The sequence below is a fragment of the Microvirga sp. HS2 genome (assembly GCF_055792805.1).
Genome location: NZ_JBVVAJ010000006.1, coordinates 119562 through 135692 on the forward strand (window position 1 = coordinate 119562; position 16131 = coordinate 135692).

At 62.2% G+C, this 16131-nt stretch carries 21 protein-coding genes; 8 read left to right on the top strand and 13 right to left on the bottom strand.

What is annotated here, in order from left to right; all coding sequences use genetic code 11:
* Positions 1 to 122 precede the first annotated feature (122 nt).
* Positions 123 to 599, bottom strand: a complete 477-nt coding sequence (gene rpsI, locus ACS5Q0_RS07815; RefSeq protein WP_473126051.1) for a 30S ribosomal protein S9 — start codon at positions 597 to 599, stop codon at positions 123 to 125.
* Positions 600 to 602: 3 nt separating this feature from the next.
* Positions 603 to 1067, bottom strand: a complete 465-nt coding sequence (gene rplM, locus ACS5Q0_RS07820) for a 50S ribosomal protein L13 (protein ID WP_047189853.1) — start codon at positions 1065 to 1067, stop codon at positions 603 to 605.
* Between the two features lie 282 nt (positions 1068 to 1349).
* Here rplM and ACS5Q0_RS07825 point away from each other — a divergent pair, with 282 nt between their 5' ends.
* A complete protein-coding gene (locus ACS5Q0_RS07825) occupies positions 1350 to 1988 on the top strand; it encodes a glutathione S-transferase family protein (protein ID WP_473126052.1) in 639 nt (212 codons plus the stop codon).
* A 9-nt stretch (positions 1989 to 1997) separates the two neighbouring features.
* Here ACS5Q0_RS07825 and ACS5Q0_RS07830 read toward each other — a convergent pair whose 3' ends face one another.
* Positions 1998 to 2447, bottom strand: a complete 450-nt coding sequence (locus ACS5Q0_RS07830) for a PaaI family thioesterase (protein ID WP_473126053.1) — start codon at positions 2445 to 2447, stop codon at positions 1998 to 2000.
* A gap of 49 nt (positions 2448 to 2496) precedes the next feature.
* On the opposite strand from ACS5Q0_RS07830, the gene ACS5Q0_RS07835 reads away from it, so the two are divergent.
* Positions 2497 to 3021: a CoA-binding protein gene (locus tag ACS5Q0_RS07835; RefSeq protein ID WP_473126153.1), complete on the top strand. Its 525-nt coding sequence runs from the start codon at positions 2497 to 2499 to the stop codon at positions 3019 to 3021.
* A gap of 97 nt (positions 3022 to 3118) precedes the next feature.
* Complete coding sequence (locus tag ACS5Q0_RS07840; protein WP_473126054.1) at positions 3119 to 4402, top strand: O-acetylhomoserine aminocarboxypropyltransferase; 1284 nt, start codon at positions 3119 to 3121, stop codon at positions 4400 to 4402.
* 194 nt (positions 4403 to 4596) lie between these two features.
* On the opposite strand, the gene ACS5Q0_RS07845 is transcribed toward ACS5Q0_RS07840, so the two are convergent.
* On the bottom strand, positions 4597 to 5274 hold the full coding sequence (locus tag ACS5Q0_RS07845; RefSeq protein WP_473126055.1) for an AAA family ATPase: 678 nt from the start codon (positions 5272 to 5274) through the stop codon (positions 4597 to 4599).
* 426 nt (positions 5275 to 5700) lie between these two features.
* Here ACS5Q0_RS07845 and ACS5Q0_RS07850 point away from each other — a divergent pair, with 426 nt between their 5' ends.
* Positions 5701 to 6117 (top strand): DUF1236 domain-containing protein, encoded by a 417-nt coding sequence (locus ACS5Q0_RS07850; RefSeq protein ID WP_473126056.1) that lies wholly within the window; start codon positions 5701 to 5703, stop codon positions 6115 to 6117.
* A gap of 52 nt (positions 6118 to 6169) precedes the next feature.
* On the opposite strand, the gene ACS5Q0_RS07855 is transcribed toward ACS5Q0_RS07850, so the two are convergent.
* Positions 6170 to 7264, bottom strand: a complete 1095-nt coding sequence (locus ACS5Q0_RS07855) for a COX15/CtaA family protein (RefSeq protein ID WP_473126057.1) — start codon at positions 7262 to 7264, stop codon at positions 6170 to 6172.
* Positions 7265 to 7378: 114 nt separating this feature from the next.
* Between ACS5Q0_RS07855 and ACS5Q0_RS07860 the strand changes: the two genes are divergently transcribed.
* Positions 7379 to 7588 carry a DUF2842 domain-containing protein gene (locus tag ACS5Q0_RS07860; protein ID WP_473126058.1) on the top strand — a complete coding sequence of 70 codons (210 nt, stop codon included), beginning with the start codon at positions 7379 to 7381 and terminating at the stop codon, positions 7586 to 7588.
* Here ACS5Q0_RS07860 and ACS5Q0_RS07865 read toward each other — a convergent pair.
* The 5 genes from ACS5Q0_RS07865 to ACS5Q0_RS07885 form a co-directional block, all read right to left on the bottom strand.
* Entirely contained in the window at positions 7585 to 7779 is a 195-nt protein-coding gene (locus tag ACS5Q0_RS07865; RefSeq protein WP_473126059.1) for a hypothetical protein, read from the bottom strand. The genes ACS5Q0_RS07860 and ACS5Q0_RS07865 overlap by 4 nt on opposite strands.
* A gap of 118 nt (positions 7780 to 7897) precedes the next feature.
* On the bottom strand, positions 7898 to 8275 hold the full coding sequence (locus tag ACS5Q0_RS07870) for a hypothetical protein (RefSeq protein ID WP_473126060.1): 378 nt from the start codon (positions 8273 to 8275) through the stop codon (positions 7898 to 7900).
* A 172-nt stretch (positions 8276 to 8447) separates the two neighbouring features.
* Positions 8448 to 9491 (bottom strand): response regulator, encoded by a 1044-nt coding sequence (locus ACS5Q0_RS07875; RefSeq protein WP_473126061.1) that lies wholly within the window; start codon positions 9489 to 9491, stop codon positions 8448 to 8450.
* Between the two features lie 12 nt (positions 9492 to 9503).
* Complete coding sequence (locus tag ACS5Q0_RS07880; protein ID WP_473126062.1) at positions 9504 to 11648, bottom strand: sensor histidine kinase; 2145 nt, start codon at positions 11646 to 11648, stop codon at positions 9504 to 9506.
* A gap of 2 nt (positions 11649 to 11650) precedes the next feature.
* Positions 11651 to 12157 (bottom strand): putative pterin-binding protein, encoded by a 507-nt coding sequence (locus tag ACS5Q0_RS07885; protein WP_473126063.1) that lies wholly within the window; start codon positions 12155 to 12157, stop codon positions 11651 to 11653.
* A gap of 336 nt (positions 12158 to 12493) precedes the next feature.
* On the opposite strand from ACS5Q0_RS07885, the gene ACS5Q0_RS07890 reads away from it, so the two are divergent.
* Together ACS5Q0_RS07890 and ACS5Q0_RS07895 are read left to right on the top strand one after the other, a co-directional pair.
* Positions 12494 to 12934, top strand: a complete 441-nt coding sequence (locus ACS5Q0_RS07890) for a BA14K family protein (protein ID WP_473126064.1) — start codon at positions 12494 to 12496, stop codon at positions 12932 to 12934.
* 147 nt (positions 12935 to 13081) lie between these two features.
* The gene (locus tag ACS5Q0_RS07895) at positions 13082 to 13357 is read left to right on the top strand and encodes a hypothetical protein (protein ID WP_473126065.1); all 276 of its coding nucleotides are present in this window, start codon (positions 13082 to 13084) and stop codon (positions 13355 to 13357) included.
* Between the two features lie 16 nt (positions 13358 to 13373).
* On the opposite strand, the gene ACS5Q0_RS07900 is transcribed toward ACS5Q0_RS07895, so the two are convergent.
* Both ACS5Q0_RS07900 and ACS5Q0_RS07905 read right to left on the bottom strand, forming a co-directional pair.
* Positions 13374 to 14357 (bottom strand): L,D-transpeptidase family protein, encoded by a 984-nt coding sequence (locus ACS5Q0_RS07900; protein WP_473126066.1) that lies wholly within the window; start codon positions 14355 to 14357, stop codon positions 13374 to 13376.
* 78 nt (positions 14358 to 14435) lie between these two features.
* The gene (locus ACS5Q0_RS07905; protein ID WP_473126067.1) at positions 14436 to 15137 is read right to left on the bottom strand and encodes an extensin-like domain-containing protein; all 702 of its coding nucleotides are present in this window, start codon (positions 15135 to 15137) and stop codon (positions 14436 to 14438) included.
* Between the two features lie 229 nt (positions 15138 to 15366).
* Here ACS5Q0_RS07905 and ACS5Q0_RS07910 point away from each other — a divergent pair, with 229 nt between their 5' ends.
* Positions 15367 to 15753: a hypothetical protein gene (locus ACS5Q0_RS07910; RefSeq protein ID WP_473126068.1), complete on the top strand. Its 387-nt coding sequence runs from the start codon at positions 15367 to 15369 to the stop codon at positions 15751 to 15753.
* Between the two features lie 42 nt (positions 15754 to 15795).
* Here the strand turns inward: ACS5Q0_RS07910 and ACS5Q0_RS07915 are convergent, their stop codons facing one another.
* Positions 15796 to 16110, bottom strand: a complete 315-nt coding sequence (locus tag ACS5Q0_RS07915) for a hypothetical protein (RefSeq protein ID WP_473126069.1) — start codon at positions 16108 to 16110, stop codon at positions 15796 to 15798.
* Positions 16111 to 16131: the final 21 nt, after the last annotated feature.

Here is a 16131-nt window from a genome sequence, read left to right on the forward strand (position 1 = left end):
TCCAGAACCGGAATGAGCGTCGCCCGATCCGGGAATCGCCAGGAACCGCACTTGCGATCCGGGCATGAATAAAAAGGGCGGCCCGAGAGCCGCCCTTTTCGAATTCGATAGCCTGGAGGCGATTAGCGCTTCGAGAACTGGAAGCTGCGGCGAGCTTTCTTCTTGCCGTACTTCTTGCGCTCGACGACGCGCGGATCGCGGGTCAGGAAGCCTTCCTTCTTGAGCGGGCCGCGAAGCTCCGGCTCGTAGTAGGTCAGCGCCTTGGCGAGGCCGTGGCGGACCGCGCCGGCCTGGCCGGAGAGGCCGCCGCCGTTGACGTTCACGACGATGTCGTACTGGCCTTCGCGCTGAGCGACCTGCAGCGGCTGCGACAGGATCAGGCGGAGAACCGGACGAGCGAAGTAAACTTCGACGGCGCGGTCGTTGATGATGATCTTGCCGGAGCCGGGCTTGATCCACACGCGGGCGACAGCGTCCTTACGCTTGCCGGTGGCGTAAGCGCGACCGAGCGAGTCGAGCTTCTGGACATGCTTCGGAGCTTCCGGAGCGGCAGACTGGGCGTTCTGGCCCAGATCGGCGAGAGACTGAAGGGTCGCCATGGATTAGGCCCTCACGTTCTTGGCATTCAGGGCCGCCACGTCCAGCACCTCCGGCTGCTGAGCCGTATGCGGATGCTCAGCGCCGCCATAGACGCGCAGGTTGCCCATGATCTGGCGGAAAAGCGGGCCGCGCGGGAGCATGCGCTCCACAGCTTTCTCGACCACACGCTCAGGGAAGCGGCCGTCCAGGATGAACTTGGCGGTGCGTTCCTTGATGCCGCCCGGATAACCGGTGTGATGGTAGTACACCTTCTGCTCGCGCTTGCGGCCGGTGAACACCACCTTGTCGGCGTTGATGACGATAACATTATCGCCGCAGTCGACGTGGGGCGTGTAGTTCGCCTTGTGCTTGCCACGCAGGCGCATGGCAACGATCGTAGCGAGACGGCCCACAACGAGGCCCTTCGCGTCGATCACAACCCACTTCTTCTCGACCTCGGCGGGCTTCAGCGAAGTCGTAGTCTTCATTGCGCTGTTTCCCATTGGAGCCCGTCCGGGCTCAGGTTCTGAAAAATGACAAACCGCCGCGAGATGCGGCGGCGAGTGAGGGGTGTTTAGTGACTTTCGGAAGGCAAGTCAACGGCATTCGCAAAGGGCATCGATCAATTAAATAGCAATTAAACCAAATACTTAGCATATATAGGTATCTAAATACCGCTGATGTGGTATCATAAAACCACATCCCATTTGTCATCCGACCTCGCCGCGGTTACAGTATTCCTCGCTCCGATCTTTCCTTAAGGATCAATCATGGCCGAAGACCTGATTTTCTATACCAATCCCATGTCGCGCGGCCGAATCGTCCGCTGGATGCTCGAAGAGGTCGGCCAGCCCTACCGGACGGAAGTTCTGGAATTCGGCACCACCATGAAGAGCGCGGACTACCTCGCCTTCAATCCCATGGGCAAGGTGCCGACGATCATCCATAACGGCACGGTCGTCACCGAGGCGGCGGCCATCTGCGCCTATCTGGCAGACGTTTTCCCCGCGGCGGGACTGGCGCCGCCCCACGGCGACCGTCATCGGGGCCCCTATTACCGCTGGATGTTCTTCGCCGCCGGTCCGGTCGAGTCCGCCTTGAGCAACAAGGCCCTTGGCTTCGAAGTGCCCGAGGAGCGGCGGGGCATGGTCGGATACGGCGGCGTCGCGGACGTGGTGAACGCCCTGGAATACGCCGTCACCCAATCCGATTACATCGCGGGCGACCGGTTCAGCGCGGCCGATGTCTATGTCGGCTCACAGATCGGCTGGGGCATGATGTTCGGCACCCTCGAGAAGCGCCCCGCCTTCGAAGCCTATTGGCAGCGGATCAGCGGCCGTCCGGCAGCGGTTCGGGCGCGGGAGATCGACGACGCGCTGGTCGCCGCCCGGCAGAAAACGCCTTCATAAAGCGTTGAATCAGCGGCGCTCCGGAATCGAATACGTCCCCGTCGCATGGCAGACAACATCGGAACTGCCCTCCGAAAACATCGACACCTCGCCCACTGCAAGCCGCTTCCCGAGTTTCAGGAGGCGGCACTCCGCGATCAGGGCGCGAGGTTCGGGCTTGCGCAGGAAATTGAAGTTGAGGCTCGTGGTGACGGCAAGCGCCACGGGGCCGACATGCGCCAGGATCGCGGCGTAGAGCGCGAGATCCGCCAGCGTCATCATGGCAGGGCCGGAAATCGTGCCGCCGGGGCGAAGATGACGCTCGTGATAATCCATGCGCATCCGCACGGAAAGCGGCCCGATCTCGTCGAGGAAGTAGGTCTGCCCCCCCATGTGGATCTGAGGGAACTCGCGATCCAGGAAGGCGACAAGATCTTCCTTCGTCATGACCGGATGATGGGATGCCGGAAGGGGTGACATGCGTCAAATGCTCGTTGAACTGCCCTGCCCTATCCCATACGTTCTCGCCATGGACCACAGCAATTACCCGAACGATTACATCCGCGGCATTCTCAACAGCGTGAAGACCATCGCGCTCGTGGGCGCGTCGGCCAATCCCGCCCGCCCGAGCTGGATCGTCACCAAATATCTGCTGGAGCGGGGCTACGACGTCATTCCCGTCAATCCCGGGCTCGCGGGCTCCGAGTTGCTGGGCAAGAAGGTCTACGGCTCGCTCGCCGAGATCCCCGGCCCCATCGACATGGTCGAGATCTTCCGCAACTCGGAAGCGGCGGGCCCGATCACGGATGAGGCCCTCGCGCTCGATCCCCTGCCCAAGGTGATCTGGATGCAGCTTTCCGTCCGCAACGACGAAGCGGCGGCGAAAGCCGAGGCTAGGGGCATCAAGGTCGTGATGGACCGCTGCCCCAAGATCGAGTTCGGACGACTGTCCGGCGAGATTTCCTGGCAGGGCGTGAACTCGCGAATGCTCAGCGCCAAAAAGCCGGTGCTCTCGGGCAAGGGCTTTCAGAAGCTCGGTCTCAATCGCCCATAGTCTTAGACAGGAGCCTTGCGCCCCTCCTTGACCGGACGAACGTTTCGTTCTTTAAAGAGAACAGAACATCATCCTCACGAGGAAAAGGGCTCCTGCCATGACTGACCGTTTGCCGGGCTTCGACACGCTTGCCATTCATGCGGGGGCCGCCCCCGATGCCGCGACCGGCGCACGGGCGACGCCGATCTATCAGACCACGTCCTTCGTGTTCGACGACGTGGATCATGCGGCCTCTCTCTTCGGCCTTCAGGCCTTCGGCAACATCTATTCCCGCATCGGTAATCCCACCAACGCGGTGCTGGAAGAGCGCGTCGCGGCCCTCGAAGGCGGCACGGCGGCCCTCGCTGTTGCCTCCGGCCACGCGGCGGAGTTCCTGACCTTCCACACCCTGCTTCAGCCCGGCGACGAGTTCATCGCGGCCCGCAAGCTCTATGGCGGCTCGATCAACCAGTTCAACCACGCCTACAAGAACTTCGGCTGGAACGTGGTCTGGGCCGATTCCGACGATCCGTCGACCTTCGAAGCCGCCATCACCCCGCGCACCAAGGCGATCTTCGTCGAGTCCATCGCCAATCCCGGCGGCGTGATCGTCGACCTGCAGGCCATCGCGGCGATCGCCAAGAAGCACCGCATCCCGTTCATCGTCGACAACACGATGGCGAGCCCCTACCTGATCCGTCCCTTCGAGCATGGCGCGGACATCATCGTCCATTCGGCCACCAAGTTCCTCGGCGGCCACGGCAACTCGGTCGGCGGCCTGATCGTGGATGGCGGATCGTTCAACTTCGCGGGCGACGACCGTTACCCGATGCTCTCCAAGCCGCGTCCGGAATACGGCGGGATGGTGCTGGGCGAGACCTTCGGCAATTTCGGCTTCGCCATCGCGGCCCGCGTCCTCGGCCTGCGCGATCTGGGCCCTGCCCTCTCGCCCTTCAACGCCTTCCTGATCCTCAACGGAATCGAGACCCTGCCCCTGCGCATGCAGCGCCATTCGGACAACGCCCTGGCGGTTGCCGAGCATCTCGCGAACCACGGCAAGGTGTCCTGGGTCAGCTATCCGGGCCTGCGGTCGGACCGGTACCACAACCTGGCCCAGCAATACTGCCCGAAGGGCGCTGGCGCCGTCTTCACCTTCGGATTGAAGGGCGGCTACGAAGCAGGCGTGAAGCTGGTCTCCAACCTCAAGCTGTTCTCGCATCTCGCCAATATCGGCGATACGCGCTCGCTGGTGATCCATCCGGCGTCGACCACGCACCGGCAACTCACGGACGAGCAGAAGACACAGGCGGGTGCGGGCCCGGAGGTGGTGCGCCTCTCCATCGGCCTCGAAGACAAGGAAGACCTGATCGACGATCTGAATCAGGCCCTCGACGCGGCTTGAGTCCCTTCCGCCGTATCCAGGTTCTCCGTTCAGAATCACCGGCCTTGCGCCGGTGATTCCGCTTTGATGGGCGCTGCGCCCTTCGGAAAAGGGATGGCCGGGACGAGCCCCGCCATGAAGAAAGCGAGAGAAACGGGCAATAAAAAGGGCGGCTTCGAGCCGCCCTCTGACTGAAAGAACGCGCGGCGCGTCGACTACGCAGCGCGCGAGGAGCCGCCAGCTTTCTTGTAGGTGCTGTGAATGGCGTTGAGCGAGCGCTCCAGCGCCGTCCACAGGCGTCCGATTTCCTCGGCGCCCTGAGAATTCGGCTCGTATTCCCTTGCGCCCTCGCCCGTCGCCAGAGCAAGGGTCAGTTCCGGACGATGGGTGATCTGGCCAGCCCAGACGGGAACCTGCAGCGCATTCAGAGCGCCGCGCGCGTCGGCGACAACCGGCGATTCCGCATCGCCGTGCTTGGCCGGGGCGGCGTTGATCACGGCGGCGTAGGGTTTGCGCAGCTCCCGCGCGATCTGAACCGTATCCTGCAGGGCCGCGATATCGAACAGGCTCGCCCGGGTCGGCACGATCACGAGCGTCGCGTGCTTGATGGATTCGGCCACGATATGGGACTTGTTGGGCGGCGTATCGATCAGAACCCACTCGTAGCCTTCGCGCTTGGCGTCCCGCAGGGCCTCGCCGAGGTTGCGCACATTGTGCTTCAGGCTGAGATGCTCCTGATCGCGGATCCTGTGCCACAGAGACAGCGACCCTTGCGGATCGTTGTCGATCAACAACGTCTTACGCGACGGGTTGGCAATATAGCTCGCGAGATGTGCAGCGAGCGTGCTCTTACCAGAGCCGCCTTTCCGCGAAGCAAAGACCAGCACATTCATGCCTGACTCCCTCATAAGCCTAAGAAAGCCCGCCGCCCTCTGTTAACGCGAGCTTAATATTGTTCATCTGTAGCAGAACAAGACCTGATTTCCTAATTCCACCTTCGATCACACTGTGCATATCCCCAAGCAGAACAGAGAGATTCCGGCAAAACTGCATGCCGCAACGTCAGGAAAATTCGCTGCCCCACAGGAAGGCAACGCCTCTCTGCCAGTATGTGAGGAATACCCGTTAAACGCCTGATCCTAATGATCGATCCGTCGATACGAGAAAATCCGGCAGAATAATTCCTGCGTTGAAGTCGATTCGGTGATCGGGATAATTTCCTTGAGATTTCGGCTGCAAGAAACCCTGTTGCGCAACCGGAACCACCTTTTTGCTTAGTCGTTAAGCTCCCGACTTCACCAGTGAAATGGAGCTGAGACATGTCTAAGAAGATTCTGTTTGCAGGCGCTGTTCTTGCGACCCTCGCCCCGGTGGGCGCTTTCGCCCAGGATCCGGCGGCCGGCGGCGCTGCGGCTGGCGCGGCGACCGGCGCCGTAGGCGGCGCGATCGTGGGCGGCCCGATCGGCGCTGCCGTCGGTGGTGTGACGGGCGCGATCGTGGGCGGCCTTGCCGGCGAATCTCAGCCCCGTTTCCGCCAGTACGTGGTCCAGCAGGGGGTTCCGTCCTATCGCTACACGGAAGAGGTGCGCGTGGGCGCCACCCTGCCCACCTCCGGCGTGCAGTACTATGAAGTGCCGGCCGAGTACGGCGTGACCCAGTACCGCTACACCGTGGTCAACGACACCCCGGTTCTGGTCGATCCCGGCACGCACCGCATCGTGCAGGTCATCCGCTAAATCTCACGCAGAATGACGGAGACAGGGCGGCCCTCGGGCCGCCCTTCTTGCTTCAGGCCATGCTGACGCGCGCGTGAACCACCGCCATGGCCAGCACCGCCATGGCGAAAACCTGATGGGCGAGCCCGGCCCAAAGCGGCACCACGAGCAGGAGGGTCACGATGCCGAGGGCCATCTGCGCCAAGGCCAGACACGCAATGCCGGTGGCGCGACGCGCGGCCCCCGATCCCGGCGCGTGACGGCGCACGCTCCAGGCATGCCAGAGCGCGAAGGCGACGATCGCGTAGGCCAGCATCCGGTGGTTGAACTGGACCAGCACGACGTTGTCGACGAAGTTCTCGATCCAGGGCTTCACCGTGAACAAAGCCGAAGCGGGTGGTATCAGGCTTCCGTCCATGAGGGGCCACGTATTGTATGTGTAGCCGGCCTTCGACCCTGCGACGAGCCCTCCCAGGGCGATCTGCGCCAGGATCAGGACGACGAGGGTACGGGGCGCAAAGCCGATTCCCTGCTCGGCGGGCAGCGCGCTGCGGTCCTTCAGCCCTGAAGCCACCCAGACCAGGCAGACGAGGATGAGGCTGGCGACGGTCAGATGCAGGGCGAGCTTGATGGGCGCAACGGCGGTCATGCCCGGCTCGAGGCCCGACGCCACCATGATCCAGCCGATGGCTCCCTGAAGCCCTCCGAAGGCGCCGATGCCGAGCAGCGTCAGCGCCAGCTGGCCCTTGATGAGCCCCCGGGCCCAGAAGAGCACCAAGGGCACGAAGAACACGAGCCCGATCAGGCGGCCGAGCTGCCTGTGCCCCCATTCCCAGGCATAGATGAACTTGAACTCGGACAGGGTCATGCCCTTGTTGACGAGTTCGTATTGGGAGATCTGCCGGTATTTCTCGAACTCGGCCTGCCAAGCCTGCTCCGTCAGGGGCGGGATCGCGCCGGTCACCGGCTTCCATTCCGTGATCGACAGGCCCGACCCCGTGAGACGGGTGGCCCCGCCCACCGCGATCATCAGCACGACCAGGGCGGCGAGGATGTAGATCCAGGTTCTCACCAGAGTCTGGGACCTGACGTGGGGCGATTGGCTTTCAGAAAGGCGCGCCAAGGACACGCCCTCGGATGAGGCTGCGACAGCCGTGCTCGTTCTCATGGCAAATTTAGACTTGAACCCAGGTTACGGCTTGTCACATAGAGGCTGGGTCGCCGAAGGGCAATCAATGACAGTGACGCACCGCCCTCCAGGCGGCGCCGGAAGGGGCTCAAGATGGGCATGCGTTTGCGCAAACTGATCGGAACGGTGGCGATGCTGATCTTCATCATCACCTACGCGCTGTTCGCCATGGCTCTGGCGGAGGGCCGGATCACCGAGGCGCCGAAGCTCGTCCAGACCCTCGCCTATATTGTCCTCGGCCTGATCTGGATCGTGCCGCTGATGCCGCTTGTGCGCTGGATGGCCAAGCCCGACAAGTCTTAAGCCCCGCCGATTCCCTCGATGACCTTGCCCGTGCCGCCGCACATCGGGCACGCCGTGACGCCGATGCGCCCGCTGCCCTTGCACTCGGGGCAGATGTTCTCGCCGGTGCCAGGGGTGCCCGGCTCAGCCTGATCGCCAGGATTCAGTTTCGGCTCGTCGGAAGCGGCTTGGTCGCGCGATGAATTGCTCATGACGGAACTCGTGTTGTGGCCTCCTCCGTCAACGCGGCAGCGGAATCGCGGTTTCTCCACCCGTCAAAAGAAAAGACCCGCTCGAAGCGGGCCCGTTCTCGATCCGGTGAGGATCCGATCAGTTGCACACCTGCCGGGTCCGGTATTCCCAACCCCAGCCGGGAACCCATTCGCGGAACCGCTCGGTCGTGCAGCTCTCGACGTAAACCCGGCGCGGCGCGCGGTGGTACACGACCGGCGCCGGCTCTTCCACATAGACGCGGGCCGGCGGAGGCGGCGGGGGCGCCACATAGACGGGAGCGGGAGCCGCATAGGCAGGCTGCTGGGCAACCGTCGCCCCGACGATGGTGCCGACGGCAAGCCCTCCCAGAACGCCGACGGCGGCGGCAGCCCCCGGAGACATGCGGTCGCGTGCGGATGCCGGCTGAGCGGCGGCCAAACCAGCCACCAGCGCCAGAGCGGCAGCCGAGCCGGAGAGGAGATTGAAGACCTTCATAGCTCGTCACCTACAAGCAGAGGGAGAATTCTGTTTCGCCCTTTCTTGGCAGCGACTATAGGGTCGCAAACCTCACTGGAAGCTGAACAGATTGTGGCAACGCCCTGCCCGAACTCTGTTTCAATTAGGACGGTCAACAATCCGTTAACGCCCCTTCCGATGAAGCCCCTGGTCAGTCTCCAGCCGTCCGCAGCGGCACCGACAGCAGCACGCGCACCAGATCCGCCTGCCGGTTGGTCTCGGTCTTCCTGAAGAGATTCTTCAGATGGAACACGACCGTGGTCTGGGCGATCTCGAGTTCCTCAGCGATCTGATCGAGACGCTTGCCGTCGATGAGCATCAGCGCCACCCGTGTCTCCGACGGAGTGAGATTGTAGAGCCGCACCAGGGTGTCCCCGGACACCTTCGTGCGCTGCTCGGTGTCGATCAGGAGCAGCACGACCGCTTCGGGACGCTCTTCCGCAGAAAAGCGCTGCCCCGGCACGAGCACCAGATAGGGACGCCCACCCGAGTTGCGGGGGAAGGAAACGATCTCGTCGAGAGTTTCCTCCTCGAAGGCTTTCTCAATGGCCTGATAGAGCTTGGTGCTCTGTTTGGCCGCAGCTCCTTTCAGCACGCCTCCGGAGACGCCGATGCCGTCGTTCTCTCCGACGATCCGCTCCGCCTCCTTGTTCATGAGTTTGACGGAACCCTTCTCGTCGACGACCACGACACCGACCAGGAACCGGTCGAACGCGAAGGTGGCCTTGTAGAGCGCTTCGACGGTTTGTCCGCGGGACGACCGAAGAACTTCCTGCCAGGCCTCCTCGGCGCGGCTGACGGCGCTCGTCCGCACGCGGTCGACTTGATTGAGGCGCGCGGCGACCGTCGCGAGCAGGATCTCGTAATCGATAGGCTTGACGAGATAATCGTCGGCCCCCGCCTGTTTTCCGACGAGCACATCGTTCCGTTCGGCCAGAGCCGTCAGGAAGATGAACGGGACATCCGCCTTGTCCCCCTGCTCGCGGATCGCCTTGAGGACTTCATAGCCCCCCAGGCCCGGCATGGTGATATCGCAGAGCACGAGATCCGGACGCTCCGTTTCGAGCAACCGAAGCGCCTCGCTGCCGTTCGATGCCTGGAGAACCCGGTAATTGGCGGCTCCCAGCTCTTCGGCCAGATCCGTCCTCAAATCGTCCTCGTCTTCAACGCACAGGATCGTTTTTTGATGAATCATGGATTTCGCCACTTATGCAGCCTGCTGCGCCTGGTCGGTCTGCGACAGCGGCAGGTCAAACGTAAACAAGGATCCCTCGGCCTCGTAGCTTTCCACCTGGATATCTCCTCCGTGCAAGCGCATGATTCTTTGCGCAAAATTCAAACCGATGCCAGTGCCCGCGATACCCGTGGCCGTCCTCGCTCGGTAGAAGCGATCGAAGATCTTGGGCAGTTCATCGGCCGGAATGCCGATGCCCCAGTCCCGAACGGAGCAGAAGGCTCGGGCGCCCTCCGCCCAAACCTTGATCTCGACGACCGGCTCCTCCCCCGAATATTTGACGGCATTCGATAGGAGATTGATGACGACCTGCTCGATCAGCATCGTATCACAGTAGACCCAGATCGATTGCTCGGGGACCTGAAACAGGATCTTGGAGTGGGAGCTCAATTCGCTCTGGCGTTCACCGATGTCCATGACGAGCTGGACGAGGTTGCAGGGCTCCGGGTTCAGCTCGATCCGGCCCTCATCGAGTTTGGCGGCGTTGAGGACGCTCTCGACAAGGCGGGTCAAGCGATTGCCTGCATTTCTGATTTTCTGAATGCGGCCCACGAGCTCGTCCGGCGTCAGGTTCGGCCCGCGCCGGAGAATTCGCTGAGCGCTTGAGTCGAGGATTGCCAGCGGCGTCCGGAACTGGTGCGACACCATGGAGACGAAATTGCGGTATGCGTTGGTGGTCTCCCGTTCGCGCTCGAGAGCCGACTGGAGCGCCGTCGCCACCTGTTTGTAGGCCGAGATATCGGTGAGCCGCACGAAGATGGTCGCGCCGTCCGCCTTCGAGACGGACAGATGAGCCCAGATGTCCTTCTTGAGCAGAACGTCGACCTCGATCTCATCGAACGGAGGCTGGGCGACCAGGAGCCGTTGATCCGCCCCTTCGCACATGGCGAAGCAGCGCAGAAAGACGGGCAGGCTCATCTCGTCCCTGCACCAGAGGGCTACGGGAGCGGAAGCCCAGATCTGCTCGTTGGCGAAAAGAAGCCTGCCGGTCCAGTCGAAGGCCGCAAATCCCTCCGAGGCGGATTCGATGGCTGCGATCAGGCGCCGCTCGGCCTGTCTCAGAGCAGCGGTGCGCTGAAGGACCTTGATCTCCAGATCGAAGTTCTGGCGCTCGGCCTGCTTGCGGGCCAGCCATTGCTCGGTCACGTCTCGGACGAAGGCGATCCCCAACTTCCGCTGCGCCATGGAAACCGGAAAACAGTTGATCTCAAGGCAGCGGTCCTGGCCCGCCTCACCGGCCGTTTCATCCTCGAAAATCGTGCTCTCTCCCGCGATCGCCAGATCGAGCGAGCGGATCATCTCCGGCTTCGAAAACAACGGGCCGAGATCCTGCATCAGGCGGCCGATGGCTTCGTCCGGCCTGACATTGAGCAGGCTCTCCATGCCTGGATTCCAGAGCAGGCACTCCAGTTTCTCGTCGAACATGACGATGCCCTGGTTGCTCACGTTGTTGATGACGAGATCCGAAAGTTCCTGTTCCTGACGCAGCAGCTGCTTGGCCTGACTGGCCTCCTGAACGCCCCTGAACAGGCGGACCAGCAGAAATCCGGCACTCAGGAAAATGCCGGTAAGAAAGGCGAGGCTCTCCAGCACGACCCGCAGATACATGGCCCGTTTCGACGCGGTGTCCGTCCGGTTGAGCAGCATGACGTCGTTGGCGGCATCCCGCAGCGTGTAGCCGAGATCGCGAATCTGCGTGCGCAGATTCGTAGCCTGTTCCGGTGTCATCGTCTGCTCGAGCAAGGGCTCGGCGAGAGTGAGCTGAAGATAGCCGACTTTCAGATCTCCCAGTAGGCCGATCTTGGCGATGACCTCGGACTGCGGACCGTCGAGCAACACGGCCACGCGACTGATCAGGATCGGCAAGCGAAAGTCCGGGGCCTGCTCGGTGTCGGCGAAAGTTTCTCCTGCGGCGTATCGAGCCAGGCTTTCCGCCATGAGCGCAGCCTCGAACTGCGCTTGGGAAATCATCCAGAGGTTGGAGTGAGTATCTTCGCTGCGCAGATCGCGCTCGATGTCGAACAACCGCACGACGGCGAAGCTCAAAGAGATCGCGAGCACCGCCGTCGTCAGAAGCGTGAACAATCCCGCTTTGTGGTTGTTGAGGTTCAGTCTCATGGTCACTCGACGTGCAGCTTGTTCAACTGCCAGATCCAGCGGGAGTCATAGACAGGCGTCTGCAGGGCACGATGCGCATCGCGAGGATAAACAATCCACAGCGGCCCCTTGTCGCGCAGCTTCAGGACCTGGCCGTCGACCCGCATGGCGATGATGGGCTCATAGTTCAGATCCTCGAACGGAATGGTGATCTTGTAGCTGTTCAGGGCCGAGGCGACGATGGATGTTCCCTTGGCCCCGACCCTGTCCAGAACAGCCCGAAGGGACACCCCCTCGAAGAGCTGTTGCGTGGCAGACATGGTGGAGACGGTCGTAATCGAGGCGGGGCCCAAGGCTTCGAGCATTTCCCGATCGAACTGGGCAGCCTGCCCGACATTGGTCTGCTCGATCTTGCCGGAAATAGTCAGCAGAACGGGCCCCTTCGGCGGCGGCAAGGGCTCCGTCGCACGCGCAAACGAACTCCACCCCAGAAAACCTATGAGCAGCCCCAGGAGCTGGATGTACCGCATGGAATCCCCGCTGGGAACATTACGTTAGAACATACGCTTCTTGGACGATTTCACCATAAAAATCCAGGGCAATGACGAACACCGACACGATACTCTCTGCCTTCTGCGGACGCCACACGTTCAATATACCGGGTTTCGGCACCGGCGAAACATGCTGCCGAGAGGCCGACAGCGGAGTTAAGGGTCGTTAAATCATTCCGATTACAGGAAATTCGCTCGATCGTGAGCCGTCATCGAGGGGAGACCGGCATCGATTGCAAGCTTGGCCACGACCGGTGTAACGTCCACGCGGCACAGCCCTTTGATGCTGCAAAATTGCAAGATCAGGAGTCCCCAATGCGCAAATTCGCCGCCATTCTTGGAAGCGCTGGCATTCTTGGAGTCGTTCTCGGCTCCATTCTGCCCGTTCAGGCGGAGCCGCTCCGCAAGCCCGCCCTTCCCCAAATCGACATGGCGTATCCGAATGAAGGATACACTCAGTACCGTCCCTATCGGGGATATCGTCCCCCGCCGCCCTATTATCATCACCGCCACTATCATCGCCGGCACGACGGCGGCTCCTCCGCGCTGGCCGCAGGCGCCGTGGGCTTGGCCGCAGGCGCGTTGATCGGCACCGCGATCGCCGGCAGCCAGGCCCAGGCCGCACCGCCCCCGCCTCCCGGCACGGTCGATCCTCAGGTCGCCGCCTACTGCGCCCGCAAGTACCGCTCCTACGATCCGGTGACGGGCACGTTCCTGGCGACCAACGGCCTGCGTTACGTCTGCACGTACCCCTAATCGCATCGCCACACGATATGGACCCACCGCCCTGTGCGGTGGGTTTTCTTATGGACGGCCCCGCGCCCGAGAGAGGCGAGGCTTTACGTTCGGGTCCGACGCCTTAGAACTGGTCGGAACCACGAAAACCAACCCAAGGAAATGTTCATGGCTCATTCCCCCGACAGCAGCGGCACCGTCATTCCGCCCAACGAGGCAGCCATCGTGACGGCCAGCAACATGACGGAGCTGGAACTTGTCCTGCCGGACATGGGCGACGAAGACCTGCCGGAGATCGCGATCTTCCTCGTGGCCTGCGCCATGCGCTTTCACAGCGACCCCAACTTCGTGCAGGAGCAGCTGGAGTGGCTTGTCCGGATGCATGACACCGAAGTGGACGAAGGCATGAAGCCCGACCAGCTGAACTCCGCCAACGACGACTGAAACAGGTCCCCGGGCGTCAGTCGAGGAAAACGACCGGCGTCCCTTTCTTGACTATTCCGGCGAGTTCCTCGGCGTCCCAGTTCGTCAGCCGCACGCAGCCGTGGGAATACGCCTTGCCGACCTTCTCCGGCTCCGGTGTGCCGTGAATGCCGTAAGACTCGATCGAAAGATCGATCCAGATCGTTCCGACTGGGTTGTTCGGACCAGGCTTGATCTCGAATTTCTCCTTCGCCTTCACGCCTTTGAATCCATATTCCGGATTGTAGGTATAGGTGGGATTGCGAACGACCGCTTTCACGGTGAAGCTGCCTGTCGGCGCGGGTTTCTCCTCGCTGCCGATGGAGGCGGGATAGACGGCAAGAACGGCACCGTCCTTTCCCAGCACGCGGAGAGCGTGTTCGCTCTTGAGAATTTCGATCTTGACGGCCTCGGGAAGCTCCTGCCTGCCGTTCGCCGGAGAGACATTCGCCACGACGATGCTTTCGCCGGCCTTGTCGAAGCGTTTCCCGGGGTTCAGCTCCTTGAGGAGGTCGATGTCCATGTGGAATTTCTCTGCCAGCAGCTCCGCAGGGCTCGAATAGGACAGCCGCTCGAGCTTGGCCTGATCCTCCATCCGCTCGGGAATTGACGCGAAGGGTCCTTTCACGTCCGCTTCGGCGATCGTGTAGGGGACGAGCACGGGGTCGGACGACATCTCGTTGAGTTTGGCCAGAAGCTCTTCGTCGAGCTTTCCGTCGACCTGAAGATCGTGCGTCTGTTCGAAAGCCTTGATGGCGTTCTGCAGGTTCTCGCCGTCACGCCCATCGACGACGCCGGGAGAAAAATGGGCACGATCGAGCAGGACCTGCGCCTTGATCATGATCGGGCTGACATCGTCTCCGGACCGGTCGGACGGATCGGAGGCGCCGTTCACCGCCTCCATGGTCAGGTCTTTCAAGGAAGCGGCAACGCTTCCCGTCATGCACATGAGACCAAACGCTACGCATACCAGAACTCTCATTCTTCTCTCCGCCTTTGCCATCTCGGGTTGAGGCCCACATCATGTCAAAGACGAACACCCGATGAGCGTTCCTCGCCTTCACTGACAAATTCGGTAATCGCCTTTTCGCGCCCGCAAATCGAGGTGCAGATGGTCCCCATGATCGGAATCGGCGCCGGGCCCCAGCACGGTCGTGAAGATCTGGCAGGCCTCCTTCTGAATGGCGGACTGGAAAGCAGCTTCCGATGAACCTTCAGGCTGGAACTTGATCGCGAGCGGAGGCCGCTTGTCGAACTCGAAACCCATCACGTCCACCCCATTCCCGAACGCGTGCTCGCTCCGCTTGCCGCCCGAGCGCTGATCACGGCACTGATAGGACGTGCCGATGAGGAGCTTGGTTGGAGCGCTCTGGAATTGCTCGCTCGACCGGGGTCTGACGATCTCGTCGACCCAGCGCGCCAGATTCTCCGCATAGCGGCATTCCATGATCGAGTCCGGGGCAACGTCGACGCCGTTTGCGAGTGCGGAGACCGAAACCGGATTACCGATCCGGCATCCGTTCTCCTCCACCGGAGGGCGTTTCTCGAACTTGAGCCCCATCGCCTCGAGCTGCCCAATGCAGGCCGTGTCCGCCTCGCTCGGGGAAGAGGCTGGCCCTTCCCCGGTTTCCGGTTTCGACACTCCATTCCCCTCGCCGGCGGGAGGGGTCAGCCCCTGCGGGCGCGGCGGCGGCAGAGGCGGCGGAACGGACGGCGCGGCCTCCTGAGAGAAACCGCCGTCCGGCAGGCCAAGCGCAGCCATGAAAACCAAAGCACGTATAAGCCCTGGCGCAAACCGTTGAACGTAGCGGCCTGTCGGTTTTGGAGCAGTGTCAGCAAGCTTTGCCATGCTTATCAACCGATGCCGGCAAGCTTGCGTTCCTTCATCCCTTTGGATCTCTTGCCGTCAACTCAGCCTCGCACCACATTTTTCTCGACCCTCGAAAGATCTTCGTCTTGCGGCGAGCCCTTTCGTCGCCGGGAAAGGACGTATGATGAGCCTGATTTCTCTTCCGCCTGCCGAGTATGGCGAGGGACTGGCGCTGGGTTCGAGACTGCACGAGCTTCAGGAAACCCACGCCACGAAGCGCGCCGCCGAGTTGCGGGCGAGGGTGGAGCGCCTTCGGGCCGAGTTACAGGATGCCGAGGAGCAGCTCGCCCATGAGCAGAGCCGCTGGCCCGAGATCGGAGAGTTCGTCCGCTGCCCCCTCACCGGCTTCTTCGGCCAGGTCACGAAGGTCACGCCTCGCGCCTATGGCCGTCCCTGGGTCGAGATCCTGCTGTATCTCGACACGAACATGCCGGGTCATGCCACCATCGACCTGTTCGCGAACTGGGAACTGATCGATCCGCCTGTTGAGGACAGCCGGGAGGCCTGAAGGCGAACGAGGCTGCTCCTTAGGAGCAGCCTCGGTCCTTAATCAATGCGTGGCTACGGAACGCACGTCCTCGGGCATCGTCGGGGCAGGCATTGCCGCCCCTTCCGAGCGTGGCGTAGAGCGCACGATCTGCGTCGGCTTGAACGCCTGCGTGACGAACCGGGGACGATTGCGCAGATCCATGAGCGCACGCAACTCGGCTGCCGGAAGATCCATGGCCTTCGCGTCGCGCCAGCGCCTGCGGAATTTCGGCTGTCGCGAGAAGAGGCTCCACACGCTCTTCACCTCCTCCTCGACCTGTAAAATGATCCGTCCGGAAAACGATTTCCGGAGGTTGAAACGCCCCGTCAGAGCCATTGTCCTGTTCCTTGCTGGGAA

Excerpts from the sequence above, each read along its gene's own strand:
- rpsI (WP_473126051.1), bottom strand. The coding sequence starts at position 599 with ATGGCGACCCTTCAGTCTCTCGCCGATCTGGGCCAGAACGCCCAGTCT.
- rplM (WP_047189853.1), bottom strand. The coding sequence starts at position 1,067 with ATGAAGACTACGACTTCGCTGAAGCCCGCCGAGGTCGAGAAGAAGTGG.
- ACS5Q0_RS07825 (WP_473126052.1), top strand. The coding sequence starts at position 1,350 with ATGGCCGAAGACCTGATTTTCTATACCAATCCCATGTCGCGCGGCCGA.
- ACS5Q0_RS07830 (WP_473126053.1), bottom strand. The coding sequence starts at position 2,447 with ATGTCACCCCTTCCGGCATCCCATCATCCGGTCATGACGAAGGAAGAT.
- ACS5Q0_RS07835 (WP_473126153.1), top strand. The coding sequence starts at position 2,497 with ATGGACCACAGCAATTACCCGAACGATTACATCCGCGGCATTCTCAAC.
- ACS5Q0_RS07840 (WP_473126054.1), top strand. The coding sequence starts at position 3,119 with ATGACTGACCGTTTGCCGGGCTTCGACACGCTTGCCATTCATGCGGGG.
- ACS5Q0_RS07845 (WP_473126055.1), bottom strand. The coding sequence starts at position 5,274 with ATGAATGTGCTGGTCTTTGCTTCGCGGAAAGGCGGCTCTGGTAAGAGC.
- ACS5Q0_RS07850 (WP_473126056.1), top strand. The coding sequence starts at position 5,701 with ATGTCTAAGAAGATTCTGTTTGCAGGCGCTGTTCTTGCGACCCTCGCC.
- ACS5Q0_RS07855 (WP_473126057.1), bottom strand. The coding sequence starts at position 7,264 with ATGAGAACGAGCACGGCTGTCGCAGCCTCATCCGAGGGCGTGTCCTTG.
- ACS5Q0_RS07860 (WP_473126058.1), top strand. The coding sequence starts at position 7,379 with ATGGGCATGCGTTTGCGCAAACTGATCGGAACGGTGGCGATGCTGATC.
- ACS5Q0_RS07865 (WP_473126059.1), bottom strand. The coding sequence starts at position 7,779 with ATGAGCAATTCATCGCGCGACCAAGCCGCTTCCGACGAGCCGAAACTG.
- ACS5Q0_RS07870 (WP_473126060.1), bottom strand. The coding sequence starts at position 8,275 with ATGAAGGTCTTCAATCTCCTCTCCGGCTCGGCTGCCGCTCTGGCGCTG.
- ACS5Q0_RS07875 (WP_473126061.1), bottom strand. The coding sequence starts at position 9,491 with ATGATTCATCAAAAAACGATCCTGTGCGTTGAAGACGAGGACGATTTG.
- ACS5Q0_RS07880 (WP_473126062.1), bottom strand. The coding sequence starts at position 11,648 with ATGAGACTGAACCTCAACAACCACAAAGCGGGATTGTTCACGCTTCTG.
- ACS5Q0_RS07885 (WP_473126063.1), bottom strand. The coding sequence starts at position 12,157 with ATGCGGTACATCCAGCTCCTGGGGCTGCTCATAGGTTTTCTGGGGTGG.
- ACS5Q0_RS07890 (WP_473126064.1), top strand. The coding sequence starts at position 12,494 with ATGCGCAAATTCGCCGCCATTCTTGGAAGCGCTGGCATTCTTGGAGTC.
- ACS5Q0_RS07895 (WP_473126065.1), top strand. The coding sequence starts at position 13,082 with ATGGCTCATTCCCCCGACAGCAGCGGCACCGTCATTCCGCCCAACGAG.
- ACS5Q0_RS07900 (WP_473126066.1), bottom strand. The coding sequence starts at position 14,357 with ATGAGAGTTCTGGTATGCGTAGCGTTTGGTCTCATGTGCATGACGGGA.
- ACS5Q0_RS07905 (WP_473126067.1), bottom strand. The coding sequence starts at position 15,137 with ATGGCTGCGCTTGGCCTGCCGGACGGCGGTTTCTCTCAGGAGGCCGCG.
- ACS5Q0_RS07910 (WP_473126068.1), top strand. The coding sequence starts at position 15,367 with ATGATGAGCCTGATTTCTCTTCCGCCTGCCGAGTATGGCGAGGGACTG.
- ACS5Q0_RS07915 (WP_473126069.1), bottom strand. The coding sequence starts at position 16,110 with ATGGCTCTGACGGGGCGTTTCAACCTCCGGAAATCGTTTTCCGGACGG.